General features: G+C 57.9%; 22 protein-coding genes and 2 tRNA genes. 3 read left to right on the plus strand and 21 right to left on the minus strand.

The window, feature by feature from the left end; translation table 11 throughout:
- From O6929_03475 to O6929_03510, 8 genes are all read right to left on the minus strand, one after another.
- Window positions 1-205: hypothetical protein (locus O6929_03475; protein MCZ6479457.1), on the minus strand; the 205-nt coding region annotated here is incomplete at its 3' end.
- A gap of 807 nt (window positions 206-1,012) precedes the next feature.
- On the minus strand, window positions 1,013-2,659 hold the full coding sequence (locus O6929_03480; protein MCZ6479458.1) for a DUF262 domain-containing protein: 1,647 nt from the start codon (window positions 2,657-2,659) through the stop codon (window positions 1,013-1,015).
- Window positions 2,660-3,403: 744 nt separating this feature from the next.
- Entirely contained in the window at window positions 3,404-4,201 is a 798-nt protein-coding gene (locus O6929_03485; protein ID MCZ6479459.1) for a hypothetical protein, read from the minus strand.
- A gap of 335 nt (window positions 4,202-4,536) precedes the next feature.
- Window positions 4,537-4,614 (minus strand) — tRNA-Glu (locus O6929_03490).
- A gap of 13 nt (window positions 4,615-4,627) precedes the next feature.
- Window positions 4,628-4,701, minus strand: a tRNA-Gln gene (locus O6929_03495).
- Window positions 4,702-4,793: 92 nt separating this feature from the next.
- On the minus strand, window positions 4,794-5,282 hold the full coding sequence (locus O6929_03500) for a transcription elongation factor GreA (GenBank protein MCZ6479460.1): 489 nt from the start codon (window positions 5,280-5,282) through the stop codon (window positions 4,794-4,796).
- Between the two features lie 199 nt (window positions 5,283-5,481).
- A complete protein-coding gene (gene gltX, locus O6929_03505) occupies window positions 5,482-6,924 on the minus strand; it encodes a glutamate--tRNA ligase (GenBank protein MCZ6479461.1) in 1,443 nt (480 codons plus the stop codon).
- Window positions 6,925-7,143: 219 nt separating this feature from the next.
- Entirely contained in the window at window positions 7,144-8,760 is a 1,617-nt protein-coding gene (locus tag O6929_03510; protein ID MCZ6479462.1) for an ATP-binding protein, read from the minus strand.
- Between the two features lie 164 nt (window positions 8,761-8,924).
- Here O6929_03510 and O6929_03515 point away from each other — a divergent pair, with 164 nt between their 5' ends.
- Complete coding sequence (locus tag O6929_03515; GenBank protein ID MCZ6479463.1) at window positions 8,925-9,773, plus strand: PHP domain-containing protein; 849 nt, start codon at window positions 8,925-8,927, stop codon at window positions 9,771-9,773.
- A gap of 352 nt (window positions 9,774-10,125) precedes the next feature.
- On the opposite strand, the gene O6929_03520 is transcribed toward O6929_03515, so the two are convergent.
- The 7 genes from O6929_03520 to O6929_03550 form a co-directional block, all read right to left on the minus strand.
- The gene (locus O6929_03520; protein ID MCZ6479464.1) at window positions 10,126-10,305 is read right to left on the minus strand and encodes a Trm112 family protein; all 180 of its coding nucleotides are present in this window, start codon (window positions 10,303-10,305) and stop codon (window positions 10,126-10,128) included.
- A gap of 39 nt (window positions 10,306-10,344) precedes the next feature.
- Window positions 10,345-11,637: an ABC transporter substrate-binding protein gene (locus O6929_03525; protein ID MCZ6479465.1), complete on the minus strand. Its 1,293-nt coding sequence runs from the start codon at window positions 11,635-11,637 to the stop codon at window positions 10,345-10,347.
- A 4-nt stretch (window positions 11,638-11,641) separates the two neighbouring features.
- Window positions 11,642-12,136 (minus strand): ribosomal protein S18-alanine N-acetyltransferase, encoded by a 495-nt coding sequence (rimI, locus tag O6929_03530; protein ID MCZ6479466.1) that lies wholly within the window; start codon window positions 12,134-12,136, stop codon window positions 11,642-11,644.
- A 2-nt stretch (window positions 12,137-12,138) separates the two neighbouring features.
- Window positions 12,139-12,825 (minus strand): tRNA (adenosine(37)-N6)-threonylcarbamoyltransferase complex dimerization subunit type 1 TsaB, encoded by a 687-nt coding sequence (tsaB, locus tag O6929_03535; protein MCZ6479467.1) that lies wholly within the window; start codon window positions 12,823-12,825, stop codon window positions 12,139-12,141.
- A 73-nt stretch (window positions 12,826-12,898) separates the two neighbouring features.
- On the minus strand, window positions 12,899-14,197 hold the full coding sequence (locus tag O6929_03540; GenBank protein MCZ6479468.1) for an MFS transporter: 1,299 nt from the start codon (window positions 14,195-14,197) through the stop codon (window positions 12,899-12,901).
- A gap of 20 nt (window positions 14,198-14,217) precedes the next feature.
- Window positions 14,218-15,153 carry a metal-dependent hydrolase gene (locus tag O6929_03545; GenBank protein MCZ6479469.1) on the minus strand — a complete coding sequence of 312 codons (936 nt, stop codon included), beginning with the start codon at window positions 15,151-15,153 and terminating at the stop codon, window positions 14,218-14,220.
- Between the two features lie 148 nt (window positions 15,154-15,301).
- Window positions 15,302-15,874 (minus strand): HDIG domain-containing protein, encoded by a 573-nt coding sequence (locus O6929_03550; GenBank protein ID MCZ6479470.1) that lies wholly within the window; start codon window positions 15,872-15,874, stop codon window positions 15,302-15,304.
- A gap of 188 nt (window positions 15,875-16,062) precedes the next feature.
- Between O6929_03550 and O6929_03555 the strand changes: the two genes are divergently transcribed.
- Window positions 16,063-16,689, plus strand: a complete 627-nt coding sequence (locus O6929_03555; protein MCZ6479471.1) for a superoxide dismutase — start codon at window positions 16,063-16,065, stop codon at window positions 16,687-16,689.
- A gap of 88 nt (window positions 16,690-16,777) precedes the next feature.
- Here O6929_03555 and O6929_03560 read toward each other — a convergent pair whose 3' ends face one another.
- Window positions 16,778-18,265: a Do family serine endopeptidase gene (locus tag O6929_03560; protein ID MCZ6479472.1), complete on the minus strand. Its 1,488-nt coding sequence runs from the start codon at window positions 18,263-18,265 to the stop codon at window positions 16,778-16,780.
- A gap of 75 nt (window positions 18,266-18,340) precedes the next feature.
- Window positions 18,341-18,844 (minus strand): tRNA (adenosine(37)-N6)-threonylcarbamoyltransferase complex ATPase subunit type 1 TsaE, encoded by a 504-nt coding sequence (gene tsaE, locus O6929_03565; GenBank protein ID MCZ6479473.1) that lies wholly within the window; start codon window positions 18,842-18,844, stop codon window positions 18,341-18,343.
- 136 nt (window positions 18,845-18,980) lie between these two features.
- On the opposite strand from tsaE, the gene O6929_03570 reads away from it, so the two are divergent.
- Complete coding sequence (locus tag O6929_03570; protein MCZ6479474.1) at window positions 18,981-20,117, plus strand: D-alanyl-D-alanine carboxypeptidase; 1,137 nt, start codon at window positions 18,981-18,983, stop codon at window positions 20,115-20,117.
- A 179-nt stretch (window positions 20,118-20,296) separates the two neighbouring features.
- On the opposite strand, the gene O6929_03575 is transcribed toward O6929_03570, so the two are convergent.
- From O6929_03575 to glmM, 4 genes are all read right to left on the minus strand, one after another.
- Complete coding sequence (locus O6929_03575) at window positions 20,297-21,910, minus strand: NAD(P)H-hydrate dehydratase (GenBank protein MCZ6479475.1); 1,614 nt, start codon at window positions 21,908-21,910, stop codon at window positions 20,297-20,299.
- Between the two features lie 69 nt (window positions 21,911-21,979).
- Window positions 21,980-22,357, minus strand: coding sequence for a holo-ACP synthase (gene acpS / locus O6929_03580; GenBank protein MCZ6479476.1), 378 nt, complete (start codon window positions 22,355-22,357; stop codon window positions 21,980-21,982).
- Between the two features lie 108 nt (window positions 22,358-22,465).
- Window positions 22,466-23,191, minus strand: a complete 726-nt coding sequence (locus O6929_03585) for a pyridoxine 5'-phosphate synthase (GenBank protein MCZ6479477.1) — start codon at window positions 23,189-23,191, stop codon at window positions 22,466-22,468.
- A 163-nt stretch (window positions 23,192-23,354) separates the two neighbouring features.
- The gene (gene glmM, locus O6929_03590; protein ID MCZ6479478.1) at window positions 23,355-24,704 is read right to left on the minus strand and encodes a phosphoglucosamine mutase; all 1,350 of its coding nucleotides are present in this window, start codon (window positions 24,702-24,704) and stop codon (window positions 23,355-23,357) included.
- Between the last annotated feature and the right edge of the window lie 4 nt (window positions 24,705-24,708).

Genomic DNA, 24,708 nt, shown 5'->3' on the forward strand with positions numbered 1-24,708 from the left:
GTTCAAAGCTGAGAGGCAGCTTGCCATAGGCCACCACGACCTGCTGCTTAGTCGCCTCAGGAATCTCCACCGAGGCGTGCCTGGCCGGTTGTTCCACGACCGTCTTTTGGGAACGGACAGGGACGGGGTCAAGCTGCATCAGGGCCACGAGCGCTGCTACAACAATGAGCGTCAAAAGTACCGCCCTATTTACCATTCTTTTCATCGGAAACTCCTCTCTCCCGGTTTCGCTGAGCAAAATTTCGCGTAACTGGAAAGGGAAATTATAACGTCAAGCTGCTCTGGGTTGCAGGTGACTCCTTGCTTGATCGCGCCCACATTAAAAAGCAAAACGCCCTCCAGGCCGTGCTCCGCCTGAGAGGGCGTCTGAATTTGTGTTGCGCCGTCGATTGTGCCTTGCAGTGGGCCGAGGGGACTATGCTCCAGCCCGGTAACAACTTACTACTACCTCGGGGAACTAGCCGCTCCCCTAATCAATGGCTTACCCACGCGACAAAGGGTTGCCTGGAAGGGGGGTCGTTTGTACCCCAATAGGCATGCACTGTCAAGGGCAAACTGGGGTTGTCTTAAGGGCACCATCTGGACGACCCGGAGGTGGGGTCGAAGGGAACAGGGAAGCTGCCGCATGCCAGATCGCCAGCGCGGTTCCATCCCTGCGTCTCCTGCGGAGCCCTTAAGTACATATAGTGCCAGGGTGTCAAGAGGCTGGCGCAATCCCTGCTGGTTGTCGCGGGTAGGCCTTCAGGCCCCTGGGAAGATTACAACTACTAATCATCACTAGCCAGGTTACTGGTTGTAATCTACACCGGAGTCGATAGAGCGAGGCCCGAAGGACACCCTTAAACGGTCGAGCGTGGGGTGGATTCGGTATAGAAGGTGAAGCCAGGTGTGGACCCGCGAAGCGATTTCGGCGAATACCGAACGCCGTTGCCGCAGGCGCGCAGCGCGTCGGGTGCACGCGGTGTTAGGCGTGGTTGAGCTTCCATGCGTTATGAGGAGTCCACTGAATCACCTATAGCTCAAGAAATGAGTTTAGTGCGTTCGCAAGATTCTTCGCACGATGATCAAGGAATTCATCGTAGGCTTGAGGATCCAGTAACTCGTCCGATATGCGAAAAAACAATTGAACCGAGGCCATGTTACGCTCTTGCGATGACAACTTAGCGTATGCCTCTGCTGGTGGATCGTCTGCCAACTCAGCATTGTCGGATTGAGCGAGGATTGCATAGTTGGCCATGGTGTTGAATTGTTCGGGCGGCAATCCAAGCTCCATCATAAATTCCCGTGGAAAAATATGATGAACTGCTAAGGGATCTCCGGGAATCAGGCCCAGGGCAACCTCACGAATGGACCGGCCGCTCGGCCAACTCTTGGCATTCTTGGAAATAAGATAGCTAAGGTAAATCTGCATGAAAGGCGAGTACATTCCCGTTGTACTCCTGATGTCCTCAGGCTTGATCTTGAAGAGCCGATTCTGTGGAATGCGGTTCACCAAAAGGAGCGCTCTGTTTTTTGTATTTGCGTGAGCTGTCTTGATTGGGTTCACGAAGGTGTTGATCGATGTTTCGACAGATCCTCGGAAGAGACCCCGTAGGCCAGTCAGAAGAAGGTAGCGTTTTAGCAGCTCGCGCTCCTTCTTGGATGGCGATCTGGTGTGATTTTTGAATAGGTAGGCGACAGGAATAAGAGCGTTGGCTGAGGGGAGCCAGCGTCGAGTGGTCCAACCTAACTCTTCGCGGACTAGTTTCGCGGCGTATTGCAGGCCTTTCCTGGTCGCGGACCAAGATGCATCAAGCTCTTCAGCGCTAGCAGCCCAGTTGCGGGGTAGATTCACAAACCTAGACGAGCCGCGATGAATTGTCACGAGGGCGCGAGTTACGAATGAGAAATTGAAACCCAACGCCATCACGTCTGGGTCTTGGACGAAACTGCGCATTGGATCGACAATATGCGCTGTAGCCTCTTGTGATAGGCGCGCCGCTTCGACGTCACCTGCGGATAGAGTAGTGCCACCCTTGTTTAGGCGCGAAAAGACCTCAATTGCAGCCTCGACGTGATCGTTGTGGAACTCATCGCAAAGCGCGTCCTGATGCAGAATTGTTGCTGCGGCCTGAAGACGGGTTCGATACTGGATCTCGGTATCTGAAGTGCCATCGAGTCGTTTCCATTCTCTAAGACCATCGATGACTCGTTGGATAGTCGTTTGCAAGGCTTTTGAGTCAGCATCCTGACCGGCAACGAGATAAGAGAGCGGAACAAGGCTTGGGTCAGATGCAGCAATTCTCTTCTTGACCGTTTTGTTGCTGTTGCCCAGGAAGAAACGGTCTTTTTCGACGTCGAAGAAAGCGCGGGTGTCGGACTTCTCGGCAGCCTCCCCGGCTATAGCGAGGGAGAGGCTAGTGAGGCGCTGTTGCCCATCAAGAAGGAATCCATAAAAGCCATCAATGGAGCGACGAGCAGGAGTGCCAGCACCTACCCGAGTTTTGCTTGGCTGGGGCTGCGTGGTATGCCACACATAGAAGCAGCCAATGGGCCAGCGTTTGTACAAGGAGTCAAGCAACTTCACGACTTTGGCCGCCTTCCAAACGTAATCTCGTTGCATCATGGGAAGCAGAATTTCTCCAGTATCGAAGCGATGGACGAGATCAATGATTTGCACGGCCAAGGCGCAACTCCTTATCGCGTGAACACATGGCAATGACCCTTTCGCAACGGTCGGTTGAGGCCTGGATATCCACGCCTAACTATGGATTATCTTGTTCGGTATAAGACCCCAGTTCTTCTCTTCCTGCGGTATAAGATCCCCCGGTTCTGCTGGCGGGAGAGCCGCATAAGTCACATTTTTTCAGGTATTTCCACCATCTGCGCTTAGTCCCCCGGGTGTCATATATGGTTCCGTATAAGACCGCAGGTTTTCCGCGGACTCAAGGCAATCTGCGGGACTTCGAACTCCTTTTCGCTCCGATTCAAAACATGGGTGTAGATCATCGTCGTACTCAAATGTACCCGAACCCCTGGAAAGATTACAACTACTAATGAGGCGAAAGCTGACAGTCAGCGTGCATCAAGAACCGCGGGGGCACGCTCACGGTGTTCTCCCCCGCTTTGATGAACGTCCGCCCAGAACGTCAACAAAGCGAAAACGACTCCATGCTGCCATCGGTTGTCTGTCAGTCGCAGCTCACACAGCAAGCTGAGGGGATCGCAGTTCTTCAGGCGGTCAACGAAAGCGTCCGAGTCTGGTTTCCCGTCGTACCAGAGCACGTACCACCACCAAAAAGCTAGTACACCTTCAGGTGCTGGTGGTTGCCCCGCTTCGGTCGTGCTCTCTTTGTGGGCCATCGTTCTCCAACACTGGGGACACACCGTCAGGCATTGGTTGCGCCCATCCTTCCATATTGGCTCATCTAACAATAGTAGCCATTATTCGTTCAGCCAACTTAGCTCTGAGGTCGTCTGGTCCAGTCCAGACAATGTGGTTGTATTGCCTAGTATCGAAGTGTGTATTTTCGAAATCATCCTCCTGACACGTCCAAATAACGGGACGGCCTAATCCCATAGCAAAACCTGTCTCGAAGTAGACCCCAGCACGCTGGAGTGTAAAATCCGCCACAACGAATTGGCACTGTCGAATCTCCGCAAGAATCTTATCGCAGATTTTCTCGTTGTGGTGGACCCTATCAATCCTAACGGGCTCAATTCCGCATTCTGCGACTGCAGGTCGGATGCCCGTCTCGTACGCCTCCTCGAGGGATTCATGGAAGGACATGGCTATAAAGCAGCGACCGGGTATGCCGCCTCCCCCTTTCGGAGGTTCGAGGCATTGCCAGCCGCCAACGGTGAGAACATACTTGTTAGGGGCGACCTGCCGCAGATACTCAAGTCCTATCACATGGTCCAGGAGATAGCCCAATTCTCCGGGAGAACTTGCATCCAGCAGAGGGTAATCAAGACTAGTATTTACATCGACTATGTCTCCGGGATGAGAAGAACGAGATGCTACGAGTTCCAAAAGCTTGTTCACTTTCTGGGACACTGGTGTTCCCATATGCGATTTGGCGAAATCCGCCCAATTCTCTGTAGTGAGTTCGCTTCGGATACCTCGCGCTATCGCTTGTCGCGTATAAGCCGACAAATATGGAAGGAGTGCACGGCGGTCTGGAGTTAATCCTCTAAAGACAACAAAGAGTGTTCCGGTCATCACAAACTCGCCGCAGCGCGCACAGTCGACGAAGTTGGCGTCTCGGGTTCCAATACCAGTTATGCGAGCTTCGATTCCGCAAATTGGGCACCGTGTTTCACCATTGGGCATTCTTCAAATCCTCCGTCGTGCTATGCCTATAAATATGCCCGCGACGGGCTATAGCGACCTTGATCCCTTTCTATCCTTTTTCACCCCCCGTGCAAGAGCCGCTAGGCCGTTGCCACGGCCGTTGCCACGGCGGGGGGTAATTCTGGGGGTTTTTGGGCACATTGTGGGGTAAGTCACTTCCACCACAACTGCGCGTCAAATCACGGAAATCATTGATTTTGGCTTGGTGGCCCCAACCGGATTTGAACCGGTGTCTCCGCCTTGAGAGGGCGGCGTCCTAGGCCGGGCTAGACGATGGGGCCGGCTATCTGGGGGTGGCTGCGGGGCGAGGATTCGAACCTCGGCAACCTGATCCAGAGTCAGGTGGACTACCACTATCCGACCCCGCAATGGGTTCTCAGGTGTCAAAAAGAGGCCCGGATTCAATTTAAACGAATCCGGGTGGCGGGTGGCCTCACTATTGCCGAGGGGTGCCTCAAAGTCAAACCGAAAAAGGGCCTTCCTGCTCGTGCAACGTAATGATTTTGGTCACTTCAAAGGCCTTTACACCTCCAGGGGTCTGGATACGGACTTCTTCCCCCTGCTGCCGACCGACCAGGCCCCTGCCGATGGGCGAGGCGATTGAAACCCATCCCTTTTCTCCATTGCTCTCTTCGGGTGCGACAAGCTTAACCACCCGGTTTTCTCCACTGTCGCTGTCGAGAAGGTGCACAACCGAGCCGAATCCCACGCGATCCTGGGGAACGGACCTCGGGTCAATGGCAGAGAGGGAGGCGATACGCTGCTTCAAAGAGGCAATCCGGGCATGGACGAATCCCTGTCGCTCCTTAATCGCGTGGAACTCCGCATTCTCGCTGAGATCCCCCAGGCTACGAGCCTCCTCGATCTTCTTCGGGATCTCGACCTTAAACTCCCTCTCTAGAGCGTTCAGCTCGCCCCGCAGATTGTCTACGACCTCTTGTAGACCCATAGTGGTCCTCCTGTTCCTGTCAAGCAAGCCTAGTGCCGTCCCAACTTGATAAGTGGTTCGACAGGGCTTCGACGGTGAGCTCAGCCGAACCGCTCACCACCCCGAGGAAGATCGAGGGGCCGAATTTGAGCAGCCTCCCTTGTTGCAAGGACCGTGATCGAGTGCAGCGAGAAAGTCGTCACAAATAGTTGCAACGGTACTAGTCGTTTTTCTGCTGCAAAACCGCCTCGAGGCGCTCCACACAGATGTCGCGGCCCAAAAGCTCCATAACCTGGAAGAGCGGTGGGCTTACTGAATGACCGGTAAGGGCAACCCGGGTAGGCTGGGCAACATCTCCCAACTTCAGCCTACGCTCAGCAACGAAATCCCGGTACAACTTTTCGAGGGTTGCCGCGTCAAAGCTGCTGACGTTCCGGATTCTCCTGCAGACCTCCTGGAGATGTCTCTCGGTTTCAGGCTGGAGGTACTTCTCTCTAGCCCGAACATCATACTCTATCGGCCTCCGAAAGAGGAAACGGGAGGTTTGGGCAAGTTCACACAGCGTCTTGGAACGCTCCCCAAAAGTCTCAACGACCGCCTCGGCGAAGGTCCTGGCCCTGCCCAGGCTGGACCAGTGAACTGTTGCCGCCCCGATTTCTTCCGCTGAGACGCCCGCCTTTAGCCAGAAGGCAACTAACTGATCCGCGATCCGCTTCGGATGCGCCTCGCGAAGGTAATGGGCATTCAGCCAATCCAGCTTGGCGTGATCAAAGACAGCCGGGGTATGGCCAACCCTCGTCAACTCGAAGTATCGAACGAGTTCGTCCCGGCTGAAGATTTCCTGATCCCCGTGCGACCATCCCAGACGGACAAGATAATTTACCAGTGCTTCTGGCAGATACCCCAGGTCACGATAGGCCAGAACCGAGGTCGCCCCGTGCCGTTTTGAAAGGCGTGTTCGGTCCGGTCCCAGAATCATCGGCACATGCGCAAACTGGGGCAAGGGAAAATCCAGGACCCGATACACCTGGATCTGTTTCGGGGTGTTGGAGAGATGATCGTCCCCCCGGATCACATGGGTGACCTCCATCAAGGCGTCATCCACTACCACGGCGAAATTGTACGTGGGCAAGCCATCAGACCGCACCAGGATGAAGTCATCCAGTTCCGCATTGTCAAAACGCACCTCGCCATGGATAATGTCGTTCACAATCGTCACCCCGGTATCCTGCACCCGCAGGCGCAGGGCCCAGGGCTTTTCCGGCTCCAGACGGCGATCCCGGCAGCGACCGTCATACCGGGGGGAACGCCCGGCCGCCAACGCCACCTTCCGCCGCTCCTCGAGTTCTCCGGGGGTACAGACGCAGCGATAGGCCTTCCCGACCTCGAGCAACCGTTCAGCATGCTCGCGGTAGATCGCAAGCCGTTCCGCCTGTCGATAGGGTCCTTCATCCCAGTCGAGACCGAGCCACTGTAGGCTCTCTACAATGGCCTCAGCCGATTCCGCCGTGGATCGTTCCACGTCCGTATCCTCGATCCTCAGGATAAGAACCCCGTCGTGATGTCGAGCAAAGAGCCAGTTGTACAGGGCAGTCCGCGCTCCCCCCACATGGAGATCCCCGGTGGGAGATGGCGCAAACCGTACCCGAACCCGATCGCTCATCTTCGTCTCGCCCTGCTGCCCTTCGGGTAGCCCTATGTCGCTTGTGGTAAACCGTTGCTAAAGAGCTTCCATTATCTCTAGAAGGAAACGAACCCGTCAACCGCTTTCCGTTTAGTCCATGAGCCTACATAAAAAAGAATCCCCCGCAACTGTCGCGGGAGATTCCGATACCACAAGTCTCGGCTTCCGAGAGGTGACGGGTCAAGCGGGAGGGAGGTATTAGCCTCGCCCCCGGGACTGCAGGTGAGGCACGTCCCGAAGCAACTCGTGGACCTGATGAAGGAGTTTATCCAGCCGGAAGGGCTTTTCGAGAAGCCGGTCTACCCCCGCAGCCTGTTGTTCAACCCGACTCACAGCCACATTCCACCCGGTGCACAGAATGACCTTGACCTCGGGGTCAAGCGCGCGGACCTTCCGGGCAACCTCCAGTCCGGTGAGATCCGCCATTCCGAGATCGGTGATCAGGACGTCGAAGGGCTCTGCCCGGAACATCTCTACCCCATCGATCCCACACCCCGCCCCCACCGCGATGTGTCCCTCCAGCTTGAGGAGGTTAGTGACGACCTCGACCAGGTGAGGTTCGTCATCAATGACCAGTATACGTCCGGTCAGATGCCCTGTCGGAGTTAAGACACCTTCCCGACTTCGTGGAAGCTTTGCGGGGATCGGAAAGGCGATGGAGAAGCGACTACCCTGTCCAACCTCACTCTCGACCGAGATCGACCCGCCATGGCGGGCGACGATCCCGTAGGAGGTGCTGAGACCGAGGCCGGTCCCCTTCACCCCCTTCGTGGTGAAGAAGGGGTCGAAGATCTTTTGCCGTACCTCCTCAGACATTCCAACCCCGGTATCCTCAAGGACCACTTCGACGGATGGCCCTCTATCCCGGCGCCGGTACGCACGGGTTTGCACGGTTAGACGTCCGCCATTCGGCATGGCATCGATGGCATTGAAGATCACATTGGTAAAGACCTCTCGGAGCTCCGCCGGATTTGCGGTAACCAGGGGAACATCCGTGAGTTCCGTGACCACCTCGATCCTGATCCCACTGAGCTGTGCTTCATCCTTCCATCGGGCTTGCGTAAACTGGAGAACGTCGGTGATGACTCGGTTGACATCGACGGGGACCACCGATTCGGGGGTTTCGACTCGGGCAAAGTCCTGGAGCCGGCGAACCGTGTTTGCCCCGTCTAGGGCGGATTGCTGGATGCTATTCAGCCACCGTTTTAGATCGCCGTCCTGAACCTGACGCAACAGGAGATCGGCCCTGGCCACGATGGCCGCCAGGACGTTGTTGATATTGTGGGCCACTCCGGCCGCGAGCGTCCCAAGGGCTGCCAGCTTTTCCGAGTGGACTTGTTGCTCCCATCCCTTTCGGTCATCAACGGAATTCATCTGTTCGATCGTGACCCCGATGAGTTGACCCACCATCTGGAGAAACCGCAGGTCGCGCGGTGCAAAGTGACCCCGTCGCCGACTGTACAGGGCCAGAAATCCTGTGCCCTTTCCCCCTTCGCTGAGCGGTACGCTCGCGAAGGAACGAATCTTCTGCTCGCCTGCCGGCACAGGGAAGTCGGGCGGGAGATCATCAAAGAGGAGCGGGTGTCGGCAGACGTCGAGATCTCCCTGGCTTATCCCTCCTGGGTGGGAAGGGCTCCAGGGATCAGCCCACCCTCCTCGACCGCGACAGAGGATAGGAATAAAGGCGGCGGCGGCCTCTTCCCAGACCCAGAGGACTCCCGCTTCTGCCTCTAAGAGCCCCACGATCTGATCGAGCACGGGGCCGAAGACGGCTTCAACTTCCCGCCCTCCCTGAGACGAAACGCCAAGCTCCATCACATCCTCCGTACCGATGGGTTACCGCGACGTTCGCATACGGCATGCCAAACGAGGAATTCTTTGCACGCCGAGTCCTTGACGGCTACACGCCTTCTTCCCTATAGTGAAGTCGGTTTGAGCTTGCATCACCATTGCGTGGCCGAAACGGCCGAGGCGATTTGATGAGTCCCTCTTCTCCTGTCGCAGCAGACCTTCACATCCACTCCTACTTCTCCGACGGAACCTTTTCACCGCGACAGGTCGTTGCCCAAGCGGCCGCCTGCCATCTGAATCCGATCGCACTCACCGACCATGACACCGTTGCCGGAATCCCCGACGCTCTCCAGGCGAGCGCCGAGTTCCAGGTCGAGATCATCCCTGGAGTCGAACTCTCGGTGCACGAGTTTGATCAGGATACCCATCTCTTGGGCTACTTTATCCACTGGGAAGACCCCGCCTTCCAGAAAGTCCTCCTTCCCTTGCAGACTCAACGGACAGAGCGGCTCGAAGAAATGCTCCGTCGTCTGCACCACCTTGGGATAACCGTTACCGTGCCTGAGGTCCTTCGTATAGCCGGAAAGGGAACGGTCGGCAGGCTCCACGTCGCCCGGGCTCTGCTCGGGCAAAGGGTCGTGAACAGTCTCCAGGAGGCCTTTGACCGATTCTTGGCCTGGGGCAGGCCCGCCTATGTGGAGCGGGGCGTGTTCACCGCCCGTCAAGCCATAGCAGCCATCCGGAATGCCCAGGGCATCGCGGTGCTGGCCCATCCGGGCCCAAATGGACTGGCGCACATCCCCGAGCTTATTCAAGTAGGACTCCAGGGCATCGAGGTTTTCCATCCTTCCCACACTGTTGAGGATGTCTTTACCCTCACCCGCCTCGCCACAGAACGCAATCTTCTCATCACTGGGGGTTCGGACTGTCACGGCCTCGCCAAAGGAGAGGTCCGCCTCGGCCAAGCCCGGCTTCCCCTGCAGTACATAGAACGCCTGCGGGAGGCCGTACCTGGACCGGGTTCCCCAGGGACCTAGGAACTATAGTCCAAGACCCTTGGCTATGCAAATAAAAAATAGAACGGGCAAATACAGCCTCGACAGTTGGTTTCCATCGGCATACTTTCTGACGTAAAACAACCGAACCAAAACCGTTCTATGAGGGGACATCAGTGCCGGGTCGTTTGGGGAGCGAGGTAGGATGTCAGCGGAAAGACTATGGCTTCAAATTTAGCGCAATATGACACACATTCGTTGAAGCATAGCTTGAGCCAGAGGATGAAAGCATCGTAAAATGCTGATAGAATCTTACTAAGCTGAACGACATGCACGCAAAGGTGGCAATGAGGCGCACGTTTTTCTCACGGCTGGCTTGGTCCGGGACCTTCACTCACTGTCCCTCTCGCGAGGGGAGCTCTGCCTCATCGATCAGCATGACAGGAATCCCATCCCGAATGGGATACCGGCGACCGCACGCTTCGCAGATGATCCTCTCACTTGCTTCATCGAGTCGGACTTCTCCCTTGCAGGCAGGGCAGGCCAGAATTTCCAAAAATTCCTTATCAATCACCCCTCTTCCTCCTCACATGAGTAAGACGACCCTCTCCCCCTACATCTCACATCCGGTCTCTTCCATTGACCTGACGACCTCCTTTCCCGGAACGACCACAAGATCGGCCAGAACCCGGAAAGGGTACTTGTCGGATTTGGTAGTCCGTCCCCAAACCAGATCTTCAATAAGTTGATGGTCCCCCATCCGAATCGTTTTGACTCCCTCGGGGTCACTGTAGGTGATACCCTCCAACTTCGCGATGATCTCCTCGGTGTCCAACGAGCCCACCTCCTCAATGGCCTGCTTGAGGAGGTAAATAGCCGAATAGCTAGACATAGCCACATCGGCTGGATCTTCCCCGAATAGAGTCCTGTACGCCCTCACGAAGACCCGGTTATTCACCGAACCCGGGTAAAGAAACCAGTAAGGTGTCGAAACCCACAGCCCCCCGGGCATCTCGTCGCCCAGGGGGACCAGAACGCCGAGGGAAGCCCCGCCGGGGTTGACAAAGAACTTGATCTGCTCAAAGAAGTTGAGGGACTTGGCCTTCCTGATGAAGGCCACGAGGTCTCCGCCCCACAACGTGGACCAGACGGCATCCGGCTTGGCCTGCATCGCCTGGCGAATATAGGGTGTATGGTCGGACGTAAAGGGCTTAGGCCAGGCCTCACCGACAAACTGCACATCTGGCCTGACCTTCTGAATAGCCGCCTGAAATGCTTTCCACGAATCCCGGCCAAGCTCTGAGTCCACCCCGATCCCAAACCATCGCTTGGCCCGCTTGTCCTTCATGACTGACGCCCCAGCCCGGGCATCCATCACTGCGTTCGCCACCAGTCGAAAGGCATAGCGGTGACACCACGTTCCGGTCAGTTGACCCGTGGCAGCGTGCGTGAAGAGAATGATCTTCTGATGTTTCTTTGCCTCCATGCTTACTGCCAGGGCCACGCTCGACAAATTGACTCCCAGGAGGAAGTCGACCCGATTCTCAAGGATGTATCTACGAACCTCTTGCACACCGGTCGTGGCGTCCCCCTCATGGGTGAGGTAAATTGCAAGCTTTCGCCCCAGGATCCCCCCTCGCTCGTTGATCTCCTTCTCGGCCATCTTGGCTCCTTGGGAGCCGTGCCTGCCAAGTTCCCCTGCTGGACCGGTCAACTGGAATAGGGCACCAACCTTGATAGGGGGTCTGTCCTCGGCCCAGGCGAATCCGGGGAACAGGACCCCCAACCAGAACAGGATCCTCAGGATGAGAAGGAGGAAACGCTCCCATTCCACTGCCACCTCCAGGGAGATGGGATGCCGCGCATCCAGCGAAAGTCCGCCCAATATACGGACGACAGACCCCATCTTGTCAAGCCGTTTCCCCCTCGGTGTGAGAGGTAACGGCAGCGTTGAGTGGTTGGAGGCACATGATGACGGCATCCTCAACCGGGCTAGTATAGTAGCGCCGTCTTCGCCCGATCACGGTGAAGCCAAAGTTTCGGTAGAGTGATTGCCCTGCCCGGTTCGAGGCCCGAACCTCCAATGAGGCGGTACTCGCACCATGGTGGGATGCCTCCACGAGGGCGGACAGAAGGAGCTTGCGACCCACACCGCGCCGCCGAACGCGGGGGTCAACTGCAACATTGCTGATATGGAATTCGTCCCCGACGATCGATCCACAGAGATACCCCACAAGCGTGTCGGCGTCGGACCGCGCCACCAAGGCCAGAGACACCCCCGGGATCAGCTCCCCCTCGAACATCTCTCGAGTCCAAGGTTGACTGAAGGAGGCCACCTCAACCCGGAGAACTGCCTCGAGGTCCTCCGGCCGCATCTTCTCGATTCTCATTGCCCCGTTCGCCACCCTCACTCCCTCATCCGCCGCTTGAGCTCCGCTTCCGACAGGCGGATGTAACGGGGGACTAAATTCTCTACGGCATCTTTCTCGCCTTGGAGCAGCCGCAGCCGCCCAAGGTCTGCCACGGCCGCCGGAGACGCCCCTCGGCAGGCGGGAGGTGGTATGGCCAGTCGGCCCAGGGTCTCTTGGAAAAACGGTCCGTAGACCCGCCATCCATCTCCGACGAAGAGGGTCGGCCGATCGATCCGCTTCGCCAGAGCTTCTGGATCCAGAACCGTCTCTTCCATCAGGCAGACGAGGTTGGAGCCCTGGTATTCAAAGAGGGCACAGTAGACCTCCTGTTTCCGGGCGTCTAGGATGGAACAGACCGGATAACGGCAATATGGAAGACTCCAGGCCAACGCGTGGAGCGTGGGGACTCCGACAACCGGTTTACCGGTGGCCAGCGCCAACCCTTTCACCGTACTGAGCCCGATTCGAAGGCCGGTAAAGGAGCCTGGCCCGATGGACACCGCCAGACCCTCAACCTCAGGAATCGTCATGCGGGCGTCGTAAAGGACCCGATCGATGGCGGGCATGAGACGCTCGGCATAGGTGGCCTCCACGTTCAGCACATACTCCGCCACGACCCCCCCTGCGCCTACAAGGGCCACTCCTCCTTGCGTACTGGCGCTTTCGATCCCCAGGATAATCACTTCTTTCCTCTGCCCCTTTGAGAACGGGATTTTAGCACCTCTGCATCTACGTCGCAAGCAACGCGCTTCTCCGCTACCCGTTCCCCTCCATGGAGGGAAAACGGACAGTCGCGAAGAGGCCGATCGCTGCCAAGAGGAGAAGAAGGAGCGTGATTACGGCGAACCGGTATTTTTCCGGACCATACGCCGCGAACAGGAAAAGGGTGCTTGACCAGAGGAGGGGGCCCACGACCGCGGCTGCCTTTCCCGTGACCCCGTAGAGGCCGAAATACTCTCCCAGCTTCTCTCGAGGCGCGAGAAGTAACAAACAGAGGCGGGCAACGACCCAGACGCCTCCCAGCCCGGCCCCTGCCAACATTCCCACCAGATAAAAGAGGAGCTGAGATCGAACTAGGAAGGCAAGGACAAGGGTGAGAACCCACAGCGAGAGGATAAGGAGCATGACCGATTTGACCGGTCTCCGATCGGCAAGCCAACCGAAGAGCCAGGAACCTGCCATGGCGCCGACAGCGGAGATCGCAATGAGGAGATTGATGGCCGCCTGGGTCGAAAACCCGACTGCTCTTTCGGCATAAATGGCCATTACGAGGATTATGGTGTGCATCACATCTGCGTAGAGGAAGTTGGCCACAAGAAATTTAAACAGCTCACGATGCGCCGGCAGGGTCCGGAGGGTCCAGAGAACTTCCCGGATGGTCCCTTGCCTCACCCCCGCTTGTTGGACGATGCGGGGTTCACGCACCCAGAGAAACACCGGCAGGGAGAAGAGGAGAAAGAGAATTGCCGTCGGGAGGAAGGCATTCACCCGGACCGGCGCTGCCCCTACCATCTTTTCCACGGTCAAGAGATCCACTATCCATTTGAGGGGCGATGGCAGCCAGCCATATGCGGTAGGATCAACGAAGGGGAGGACCAGGTACATCCCCACGATTGCTCCCACATAGCCCAGCGCGACCCCTAATCCCGACACCCGACCCCGAATCCTGTCGTTGCTGACCGCGGGGAGCAGGGCGTTATAGAAGACAAGACTCACCTGATACGAAAAATTGGCGAGGGCAAACATGAACAGAGCTGGCCCCGCCTGGCGAGGCCACGCGAGCAAGGCTGTCGAAGCGAGACAAATCGCCGTGAAGACAAATAAGAAAGGCTTCTGCCCTTTCTTGTCAGCCAGGTTACCCAGGAACGGGGCGGCGAGTGCCACACACAGCATCGAGAGTGAGTAGATCGGAGGATACAGGTATTCTCCACCTTGGAGATCGGTGGAGATCCATAGGGCAAAGTAGAGCGAGATGATATTCAGAGAGAAGATGGTATTGGCAAAATCGTAGAAGGCCCAGGAGAGAACCGGCCGGGACCAGATTTTCTCAGTCATAACGCGGGGTCTCCGCCCCCCTATCGGCGGACAAATCCCGCAAATCGCGGCTTACCGTTCTGATCGAAGGCGACCTCCAGCAGGAAAGGTCGCCTGCCCTGGATGTGGGCGAACTGCAAATCGAAGTACTCCACCACCGGGCCGTCTCTATCCTGTCTTAGGGTAACAACCGGGAAGCGAGCGAACCTCCGGAACAGGGCCACCAGATCCACTTGCTCAGCCTGCCGGAGAAAGGGGGTATTGCGAGGGGGCTGGTAGACTCGAAATGGCTGATCCTGACGATCCAGGATCGAGAAATAGTTCTGATAGGTAGCGTCCCCAGTCGCCACCACGCCAGACCAGTGCAATGGGCTGAAGGGCCTGGGGAACACTGCCAGTTTGTTGGCTGGCAGCCTCTCGCGCCGTACCTGGTCACGGAGGCGAACCAGGGCCATCTGATGGCTCACCGCCGCCATGAGGATATACGCTGCAAGGAGCGTCAGCGCTATTCGTCCAATCTGGATTGACCGAGACCGCCAACAATAGGCCAGGATAACGCCGCTGACAATAATTCCAGTAAAGAAGATATCAATAATAAAAAGGATATCCCACGCGAACCTATGGTCAGTGAAGGGGAGGAAGACCTTGGTCCCATAGCTCGTGAAAAGATCCGTCACGATGTGGAATAGGATTCCGAGGTAGCAGATCCCCGCGAGTCGCCAGTAATGTTTATACGTGCTGAACCGATAGAAGATAGCAGCCAGCAACAAGGCCAAAAACGCCCCGCCAACAAAGGAGTGCGTGATTCCCCGGTGATGCGAAAGATAGAAGGCGGTATCTCGGAGGCGCAACACACCATCGAGGTCGGGGGCGGTAGCACTCACCGTGAGGGCAACCGTCGCCACCCGCCCCATCCGCTGCCGAAACCCCGCCTGGGCAATCAAGGTTCCTCCCAGAGCTGTCGTCACCGTCTCCATCGCAATCCCTCACTCAAGCCATTGGTACAACAATTGGGCTCGCGCACCACCTTATAAAACCCCAGGCCTGGCCACAAGTGAAATCCTCCCTCTCGCAATCTTGCGCAAGGAGATTTTCTCTTTCCTGTAGAGAAAAAATTGAAGAATCCTATGCGGTTATTCCGGTAAGGCCAAGTTCAGAGGCAATGCCACACATCGCATCCAGAACGATGGCAATGTGCTCGTCAAGATCGACGCCAAGCTCATCGGCCCCTCGAATGATATCCTCACGTTTGACCGTCCGGGCAAAGGCCTTCTCTTTCATTCGCTTTTTAATGCTGGCCACCTTGAGATTGAGCAGGTTCTTGTCGGGCCGAATCAAGGCGGCCGCGGTGATCAATCCAGTCAGCTCATCACAGGCGAACAGGACCCTCTCCATGAGACTTTCGCGAGAAACGCCCGTATGGTCCCCGTGAGAGAGGATAGCCCGGATGATCTCTTCGGGCCATCCCCGCTCCCGCAGGATCTCGGCCCCTCGGAACGGATGATCCGCCAGATCAGGATAGCGCTCATAGTCAAAGTCGTGCAGCAGAGCGGTAATGCCCCACTTCTCCTCATCCTCGCCTAATTTTCTGGCATAGGTGCGCATGGCGGCCTCGACGGCGAGGGCATGCTTCCGTAGATTTTCATTCTTCGTATGCTCGGCCAGAACTTCCCATGCTGCCGATCTCGTGAACTCCATGTGTATCTCCAGATTGTTTCCCCTTGACCTTCCCTGTTTGGCGCATTAGACTAATGCCCGATACCGAACCCCAAGTCACGTCCATTTCAACCCATTCCGTCGCCGAGTGCACACATCCTTCTTTTGTCCAGAGAGGGTGGGATCTCGGCCCCGGTAGATGGGGAACCCGTAAGGAAAGGAGGAACGCAATGGCCTTCGAGTGGAAGTTCAATACACGTCCCTATTCCGATGACGAGGCGAAGAAACTGTTGAGCAGCGTCATAAGTCCCGAGACGACCGACTGGCATTACAACACTCACCATAAGGGATACGTAACTGCCCTCAACAATATCGAGAAGGGGCTCGAGTCGGCGGATCGGGCCGCAGCCAACGGCAATTACAGCGTCGTCGGAGAGCTCAAACGACGCTTTACCTGGAATCACGCCGGTGCCCTCCTCCACGATATCTACTGGGAAGTGATGGGAGGGGATGGAGACCCCAAGAAAGGCCCTCAGGTCCTCAAAGCCATCGAAAAGGACTTCGGCTCCTTTGACGCCTGGAAGGCCGACTTTAAGGCCGCCGGGATTTCGGCCAAGTTGAGTGGATGGGCGCTGCTGGTCTATGACGCCCTCTCGTCCCGTCGCTTATTGAACGTGCTGGTCGATGAGCACCAGTACGGGGCAATATGGGGCGGCATCCCGTTGATCGCCTGTGATGTCTTTGAACATGCTTACTACCACAAGGATGGGCCGGGGCGCGCCAAATACATCGACAATTTGATCAGCAACCTGCACTGGGGTCGTATCAACGATCGTTTCACGAAATTCGTTCGCTAAGTAACTCTTTAAAAACTGAGGCCCCTGCGCACCCGCGCAGGGGCCTCTAGATTCTCCGTCGCGACGCTTTTCACGCCCGGCCCAGCATTCAGCCCTGCTTCCGAATAGCCACGTAGAAGTAATTGTCGCCGCGCTGGATCAAAACGAGGTGAGACTGTCGCGTCCACTCCTTGAGGGCCCGGCGTACCTGTTCAAGGGTCGTAACTGGCTTTTGATCTACTTCGGCCAGCAAATCCCCCGCGCGGACGCCGGCCCGGGCGGCGGCGCTTCCCTCGCTCACCTCGGTCACCACGACCCCTGCTTCCACGGACAATTTAAACTTTTTGGCCGTCTCGGGGGTCAGTTCCTCCAAGGTGAGGCCAAGAACATCCTTTGGAGGTGCCTCCGGAGACTCTTCCCGACGCACAAGCACCTCTTGCGTGAACTCTCCCACTGCAGCGGTCACCACTTTATCCTTCCCGCCACGGAGGATCTTAATCCTCACCTTCGTTCCCTTCGGGGTGCGGGCCACCTTTCGCTGAAGTTCTCGGACGTCCTTGATGGGGCTGCCATCATACTCCAAAATTACATCTCCCCGCCTCAGCCCAGCCTTCTCGGCCGCCAGGCCTGGGAGAACATTAGTCACTAGGGCCCCTTGCTTCTCGGACATCCCTAAAGCCCGGGCCAACTGTCCGTTGACATTCTGAATTCCCACGCCCAGGAAGCCCCACGTCACCTTTCCCCGATCCCGCAGCTGGGGGAGGATTGATTTGGCGAGGTTGATAGGGATCGCAAAACCGATCCGTTGACGAGGGACGATGGCGGTGTTGATTCCGATCACTTCGCCCCGGATATTCACCAGGGGGCCTCCACTGTTCCCGGGGTTGATCGCGGCGTCGGTCTGGATATATTCGTCAAAAAAGCCGAACCGTCCAAATCCATGTCCCTTCCGACTCACCACCCCGAGGGTGACCGTGTGCTCCAGCCCGAAGGGATTTCCCGCGGCCAGAACCAACTCTCCGATCTCTACCCGATCTGAGTCCCCCAAGGGAAGGACGGGAAGGGAACCCTCTCCATCGACCTTGAGGAGGGCGAGATCGGTTCGTTGATCCCTGCCCACCACCTTGGCTGGGAACGTGCGGCCGTCGTACAATTCCACGTCTACTTCCTGGGACGCACCCACGACATGATCATTCGTAAGGATATAGCCATCCTGGCTGACGATGAATCCTGTACCTACCCGAGGACGTTCCGGCCGATCCTCGGGGACGGGAGGATGGGATTCCGGCATTCCCTTCTCCCCTTCCCTGTCGACCCCGATTTGCACCACCGCGGGTTGGATGAGAGCCGCCAGCTGGGTGAGCGCCCGGTTCAGCCGGACGAGATCCGAATTGCGCTCGGCGATGAGGGGCCCCTCACGCCAGAACTGGTCTTTAGCATCAGCCCAAAGCGCGCCTGGCCCAAGGCAGGTCAACCCTACCGCCAACGCGGCTGCCAGCCAGAGGCAACTCATTCCCCTCCCCTTCATTGCTTCCCCCTCAGTCCTCCGACTGAAATGCTTCTCCTCGTCGAAACGACGCTCTCCACTTGCCGACACGTTTCTTCCCCCTTTCGGTGAATGACAGAGGGTAGAAGATAGCATCAAACCCGGACGCACGCAACAGAAAAGGGGTCACTGGCGCTGCTTGACCAGCGCCATGACCAGCGACTCAAAGCGATTCCCGTATCCCATCAGGGTCAGACGGCGGCGCCGGGCCCCGTCCCTCCACAGCACGACGTCAAGCCTGTCCGCGGGAAGTCTGGCCTCCATCTTTTCGGCCGCCTCGATCACCGTGATCCCCGCTCCGTAAAGATACTCTTCCCATCCGATATCTTCCAACTCTTCCACCCCTCGAATGCGGTAGAGATCGAGGTGATACATCGGGTATCGTCCCCTATACTCATGTACGAGGGTGAAGGTCGGGCTTCGAACCCCTCGGCCCTGTGGCACGCCTACCCCTGTAGCGATCCCGCGCGTGAAAACGGTTTTCCCCGAGCCCATCTCTCCCTTGAGGCAGACCACATCTCCTGGCCGCAGGTGCCGCCCCACCCACATCCCGAGCTGCTGCGTTTCGCCTGGAGAATTTGAAACGATGGTTATTTTTTTCTGATGCGCCTCCGCCTTCGCCTTCCGCACGGTATCTCCTCCGCTGCTTGAGACCAAGCCCGAAAAGCCGTCGAGAGGAAGGAGACCTCACCCTCAGGAATTGTGGTATACTTTATCACCATACGGCGGACCCGAATGGGAAAAATGCCAGGGAGGATTCGCGGGGATGTCACGGTTCAGGATCTGTGCCATCACTCTGTTGCTCATCATCTTCTTCGTCCGTCCGACAGCCGCAGGGACACACACATCCGGCTTCCAAGTCAATGCGAAGGCTGCGGTCCTCCTCGATGTCGCCTCAGGGCAGACCCTCTTCCAGCAAGACGCAACCACCCGGGTGGTCCCAGCGAGCCTCGCCAAGCTCATGACCGTATATTTGGCCTACGATGCGCTTGGGGCAGGCAGCGTCCGCCTGAATGACCGGGTCTCCATCAGTAAACATGCTTCGAGGATGGGGGGGTCGCAGATTTTCCTACGAGAAGGAGACCAGGCCAGCTTCAAAGAGTTGCTACTGGGAGTCGCCATTGCCTCCGGCAATGACGCCGCCATCGCCCTCGCAGAACACTTGGCAGGGTTTCGGGCCGCCTTTGTCGCACAGATGAATGCCAAGGCAAAAGAGCTTGGACTCATGGAGACCCGTTTCCAGAATCCTAACGGCCTTCCAGCCCCGGATCAATTTACGTCGGCACGCGATATGGCGTTGTTGGCACGTCACCTCATCCAGGATTATCCGACCGCTCTCCAGTTGCATTCCGGAAAAACGTTTGAGTACAGAGGGATCAGACAACACAATCGAAACCGCCTTCTCTGGAAGGATTCAAGGGTGGACGGTCTCAAGACCGGTTGGTTGGAGGAGGCTGGCTTCCATATCGTCGCCACTGCCAAGGAGGAGGACCGGCGACTGATCGCCGTCGTTCTGGGGGCGCGCAGTGAGCGCGACCGGGAACAGATCGCGCTCCACCTGATCAACTATGGGTTCAAGAATTTTCACAACGTTCGGTTCTTTAGTAAAGGGGATCGGGTCAAGAACCTCCCCGTCTGGAAGGGGACCGAAGACCTGCTCGCTGTCGTCGCCACAGAGCCCGGCATCGTCACGATCAAGAACGGAAGCCCGCAGCCCACCCTTGCCTACCAATTTCCCGATTCGCTCGTCGCTCCTATTCCCGTGGGACAGAAGGTGGGAGAAGCCCTGATCACCGAGGAGGGCCGGGAGCTTGCCCGGGTGGACCTCGTCGCCATGCGTGCGGTCCCGCAGGCAGGCTTCCTTAAGCGCCTCCTTCATAGCCTCCTCCTCATCTTCTCTTAAGCCTCATCAGCACGCAAGCTACCCTTACCCTCCTCACGGGAAGGCACTTCCCCCAGGGCCAAAAACTCCCCTCTTTCACCCATACCGAGAGTGCGCATCAGAAGAAGATGTCATGACGGATAGAGAAGCCCCCTGCAGCCCGGCCAAAGCCGCCGCACCCTCGAGGGTCCGAGGGCTCCTCAGATCGGGGAGGTGGGTTCCGCAGAGGAGTATCGGGGAAACAGTCCGAAGGGAGGCACGGTCCCGTCCTTCACGGCTCGGATTGCCTCAGGCAGCTTATCCAGCAGGTCAGTGGCAATCATGGCTTCGGGACCGAGATGTTGACAGGCGAGGTCCCCAGCCAGCCCGTGGAGATAAGCCCCAACAACCGCCGCCAGACCTGGTGCAAGCCCCTGGCTTACCAGGCCAGCGATCATCCCGGTCAGGACATCACCAACTCCTCCTGTGGCCATGCCTGGGTTCCCTGTCGGATTGAGGTAGACTTGACCACCGGGCTCAGCGACGGTGGTCCGGGCTCCCTTGAGGACGAGATGGACATTGTACGTCGAAGCGACCTTCTGGGCAATCGGGATCCGTTTATCCACAACCTCCTCCTTGGGAACCCAGAGCAGGCGACTCAACTCTCCTGGATGCGGCGTCAGGATCACGGGGACCGAGGCTTTGGAAAGCATCTCCTTCTGACGGGAGAGGGCGGTGACTCCGTCGGCGTCAATGACAAGCGGGATCTTGGCTGACCGGATAAGATCCACCACCAGGCGAATGGTCTCCGGATGGGTGGAAAGACCTGGTCCCAGGGCGAGGACTCGCTTTCCCTCCATCAGATTCAGGAGGTCGTCCCTCGCCTGAAAGGCAACGGTCCGCTCCTCGGTTTCGGGAAGCCCCACGGTCATCACTTCGGTGAGTTTGACCTCCATGAAATCGTTGAGTCCCTCCGGGACAGCCAACGTGACTAAGCCTGCACCGATCCGGAGCGCCCCAAGGCTGCACAGGGCCGCCGCCCCTGTCTTGCCGGGCGATCCGGCGAGGACGAGGACATGGCCGTAGGTTCCCTTGTGCGCGTCCGGATCCCGCGGCGGGAAGGCGGCCCTGACCTGTTCGTGCTCGGTGAGATTCAGTGGCAGCTTGGGATCCGCCAGGAGAACCCGAGGGATGCCGATATCCACCACCCGGATCTCTCCGGCGTAGCGAGCCGCAGGGTAGAGGAGGAGGCTTCGCTTCGGAAGGGCAAAGGTGAGGGTGAGATGTGCTCGAACACATGGCTCCACGATTCGACCGTCGTCTGAACCGAGGCCGGAGGGAAGATCCAAGGCAACAAGGGGTCGGCCAAGAGTGTTGAGGAGTTGGATCGCCTCGGCGGCGATCCCACGGGCAGGCCCAGTAAGACCCGTCCCCAGGATGGCATCGACGATCAGATCGCCGGCCGCCAGCGCCTCCCGGTGGGCGTGCAGGTCCTGGACGGTGGTGACCTGGAACAGCGGGAGCCCTGACTTCTCGGCGATTCCCAGGTTGGTCGCCGCATCCCCCTTCAGCTCTCCCTTCTTGGCCAGGAGGAAGACCTGGACTGTGGCGCCACGGTTTGCGAGGTGCCGGGCCACCACCAATCCGTCACCGCCGTTGTTCCCTTTTCCGCATACCACCACTACCCGAGACCGATATAACCGGGGGAAAAACCGGTCCATCTCACGAACGGCTCCCGCCCCGGCGTTCTCCATCAGGATGAGGGAAGAAACACCATACTCCGCCCCGGCGCGGCGATCGAGCTCCTGCATCTCTTTTGCGGTCACGACTTTCATAAGTCAACAGCAGTCGGCCCTTGTCTATAAGCACTTCCCGCTGACAGCGGATTGTTGACCGCTTTCCGTTCAGTCGGTGGCAATGACGAAAGCCAACGCGTAGTCTCCGTCGTGGCTGAGGCTCAGATGAAAGTGGTGGATGCCCCTCCCCTGTGCCACGAGTTGTGCCCGTCCCGTCAATCGTACCTCCGGCGGCCTCCCCCGCACTCCCACTACCTCGACCTCTCGCCAGGCAATCCCTGCACCCCAACCCGTCCCCAAGGCCTTCAGGACCGCTTCCTTGGCGGCGAAGCGCGAGGCAAAGTGCACCTCTGGGAAGGGACGACCCTCACCCTCGGCCATCTCCTGAGGCGTGTAGAGTCGCCGGCAAAGCCGATCCCTGTACCGGGCGATGGCAGCCCGCATCCGAGGAATCGAAACCAAGTCTGTGCCAACCGCAACAATCACCGGTGGACGTCTGTACTCCTCAAAGACGATGCAGATACAGCAGTCAGCAACTTGTGCTCTCTGCGTCTTTTGCTGACCGCTTTCTGCTGGCGGCTGATGGCGTCCGTGTCAGCGTGCGGCGTGGATGAGATCGAGCATTTCCCGCACGGCCCGATCGATGCCCACCAGGGTTGCCCGTGCGACAATGCTGTGACCGATGTTGAGCTCTTCGACCTCCGGGATCACCGCCACCGGGCCAATATTTTGATAATTCAGGCCATGTCCGGCGGCGATGCGGAGACCCAGGCCGCAGCCGAGCCGGGCCGCCTCCATAATCTTCAGGAGCGCCGCCTGCCGATCAGTTTCTGTTCTTGCATCGGCATACGTTCCTGTGTGAAACTCCACAATCTGGGCCCCCGTGCGCTTTGAGGCCTCGACCTGCTCAGGCACAGGATCGATGAAGAGGCTGACTTTGATTCCCCCCTCAGTGAGGACACGGACCACCTCAGCCGCCCGCTCCTCTTGCCCGCCGACATCCAGCCCTCCCTCGGTCGTCAGTTCCTGCCGTCGTTCCGGGACCAGTGTGGCAACATCGGGAAGGATCTCCAAGGCAATCTTGACCATCTCATCCGTCGCGGCCATCTCCAGGTTCAGGTAGGTCTTCACCACCTCCCGAAGCAATCGGACGTCCCGATCCTGGATGTGCCGCCGATCCTCTCGGAGATGAACAATAACACCGGATGCCCCTGCCACCTCTGCCAGCATGGCCGCGGCAACCGGGTCAGGCTCCGCCCCCCCCCGGGCCTGCCGGATCGTCGCAATATGATCAACATTGACCGCTAATCGTGGTCGCATCGTTCGCGTCAACCGATCACCGATGACCGGCGACAGCTGAAAGGCTGGAACGCTAGAATGCTAGGATGCTATCCGCTTTTCAGGTAGCCGTCGAGCATACCAGCCTTCTAGCCTCCTAGCTTCTCCAGCGTGCCGACGACCCGGAGAAGGCCTCCCTCGCCCCCTATCCCAATTCTTTTTCGATCGCTTCGGCAATCGATCTGGCCAAGAATTTCACTTGCTCTGCATCTGTCCCTTCCACCATGACCCTGGCCACCGGTTCAGTCCCAGAATAGCGCACCAGTACGCGACCGCTCCCGTTCAGCTGAGCCTCAGCATCCGATATGACCGCCTGGATGGCAGGAATGGATCCGAGATCCGGCATCTCCGTCACCTGCACGTTCACCAGGAGCTGGGGACACACGGTCATACACTGCCGAAGCTGCGATAAGCGCTCTTGCCGCTTCACCATCAGGGAAAGGACTTGCAGGGCGGTCACCACGCCGTCTCCTGTCGTATTGTGATCAAGGAAGACAATGTGCCCGGACTGTTCGCCCCCCAAGTTGTAGCCGTGCTGGAGCATCTCTTCCAGCACGTAACGGTCACCAACCGGGACCCGCACCATCCGGATCCCCACTTCTTTCAGGCAGAGTTCGAGACCGATATTGCTCATTACCGTCGCCACCAGGGTATCAGAACGGAGGAGGCCTGAACGCTTGAGGTCCAGTGCGCAGATGGCCAGGATGTGATCCCCATCCACCACTGCCCCTGTCTCGTCCACGAGGATGGCTCGATCACCGTCGCCATCGTAGGAGATGCCGATGTCGGCCCTATGTTCCAACACCGCTTTCTTCACCACGTCGGGGTAGAGGGATCCGCACCTGTCGTTGATGTTGATCCCGTTGGGTTGGATATTCACAGGGATCACCACCGCCCCCAGCTCGTTGAGAATCGTCGGGGCCACCTTGTACGTGGCCCCGTGGGCGCAATCTACCACAACCTTGACCCCATGGAAGGATACCCCTTTGGGGATGGTTCCCTTGGCAAACTCGATGTACCGACCAGCTGCGTCATTGATCCGATAGGCCTTCCCGATCTCAGCGGCCAGCGGGCGGAGACGCTCGATTTCCCGGCCCGTGATTAACGCCTCCATTCGTTCTTCCATCTCATCCGGGAGCTTGAGCCCTTCGCCCGAGAAAAACTTGATCCCGTTGTCCTTAAAGGGATTATGCGATGCGGAAATGACAATTCCCGCATCCGCCCGCAGGCTCCGCGTGATAAATGCGATCCCGGGTGTAGGCAGCGGACCGACCAGTAGGACATCAACCCCCATCGAGCAGATCCCGGACGTGAGGGCACACTCGAGCATATAGCCGTGGAGACGAGTATCTTTCCCGATGACGATACTATGCCTGCCCGCCTTTGTCTTAAAAAGATATGCCGCCGCCCGACCCAGCTTTACCACGGTCTCCGGGGTCATGGGCTCTTCGTTCGCCACACCTCGGATGCCGTCAGTTCCAAAGAGCTTCCCCACGGAT

It is taken from the genome of Candidatus Methylomirabilota bacterium (genome assembly GCA_027293415.1).
Lineage (GTDB): Bacteria > Methylomirabilota > Methylomirabilia > Methylomirabilales > CSP1-5 > CSP1-5.

Bases quoted from the DNA above. Each gene is read 5' to 3' on its own strand.
- O6929_03550 (MCZ6479470.1), bottom strand. From the start codon at position 15,874: ATGGAGTTCACGAGATCGGCAGCATGGGAAGTTCTGGCCGAGCATACG.
- O6929_03500 (MCZ6479460.1), bottom strand. From the start codon at position 5,282: ATGGGTCTACAAGAGGTCGTAGACAATCTGCGGGGCGAGCTGAACGCT.
- O6929_03570 (MCZ6479474.1), top strand. From the start codon at position 18,981: ATGTCACGGTTCAGGATCTGTGCCATCACTCTGTTGCTCATCATCTTC.
- O6929_03585 (MCZ6479477.1), bottom strand. From the start codon at position 23,191: ATGCGACCACGATTAGCGGTCAATGTTGATCATATTGCGACGATCCGG.
- O6929_03510 (MCZ6479462.1), bottom strand. From the start codon at position 8,760: ATGGAGCTTGGCGTTTCGTCTCAGGGAGGGCGGGAAGTTGAAGCCGTC.
- O6929_03575 (MCZ6479475.1), bottom strand. From the start codon at position 21,910: ATGAAAGTCGTGACCGCAAAAGAGATGCAGGAGCTCGATCGCCGCGCC.
- O6929_03540 (MCZ6479468.1), bottom strand. From the start codon at position 14,197: ATGACTGAGAAAATCTGGTCCCGGCCGGTTCTCTCCTGGGCCTTCTAC.
- gltX (MCZ6479461.1), bottom strand. From the start codon at position 6,924: ATGAGCGATCGGGTTCGGGTACGGTTTGCGCCATCTCCCACCGGGGAT.
- O6929_03555 (MCZ6479471.1), top strand. From the start codon at position 16,063: ATGGCCTTCGAGTGGAAGTTCAATACACGTCCCTATTCCGATGACGAG.
- O6929_03525 (MCZ6479465.1), bottom strand. From the start codon at position 11,637: ATGGGGTCTGTCGTCCGTATATTGGGCGGACTTTCGCTGGATGCGCGG.
- O6929_03515 (MCZ6479463.1), top strand. From the start codon at position 8,925: ATGAGTCCCTCTTCTCCTGTCGCAGCAGACCTTCACATCCACTCCTAC.
- O6929_03545 (MCZ6479469.1), bottom strand. From the start codon at position 15,153: ATGGAGACGGTGACGACAGCTCTGGGAGGAACCTTGATTGCCCAGGCG.
- O6929_03485 (MCZ6479459.1), bottom strand. From the start codon at position 4,201: ATGACCGGAACACTCTTTGTTGTCTTTAGAGGATTAACTCCAGACCGC.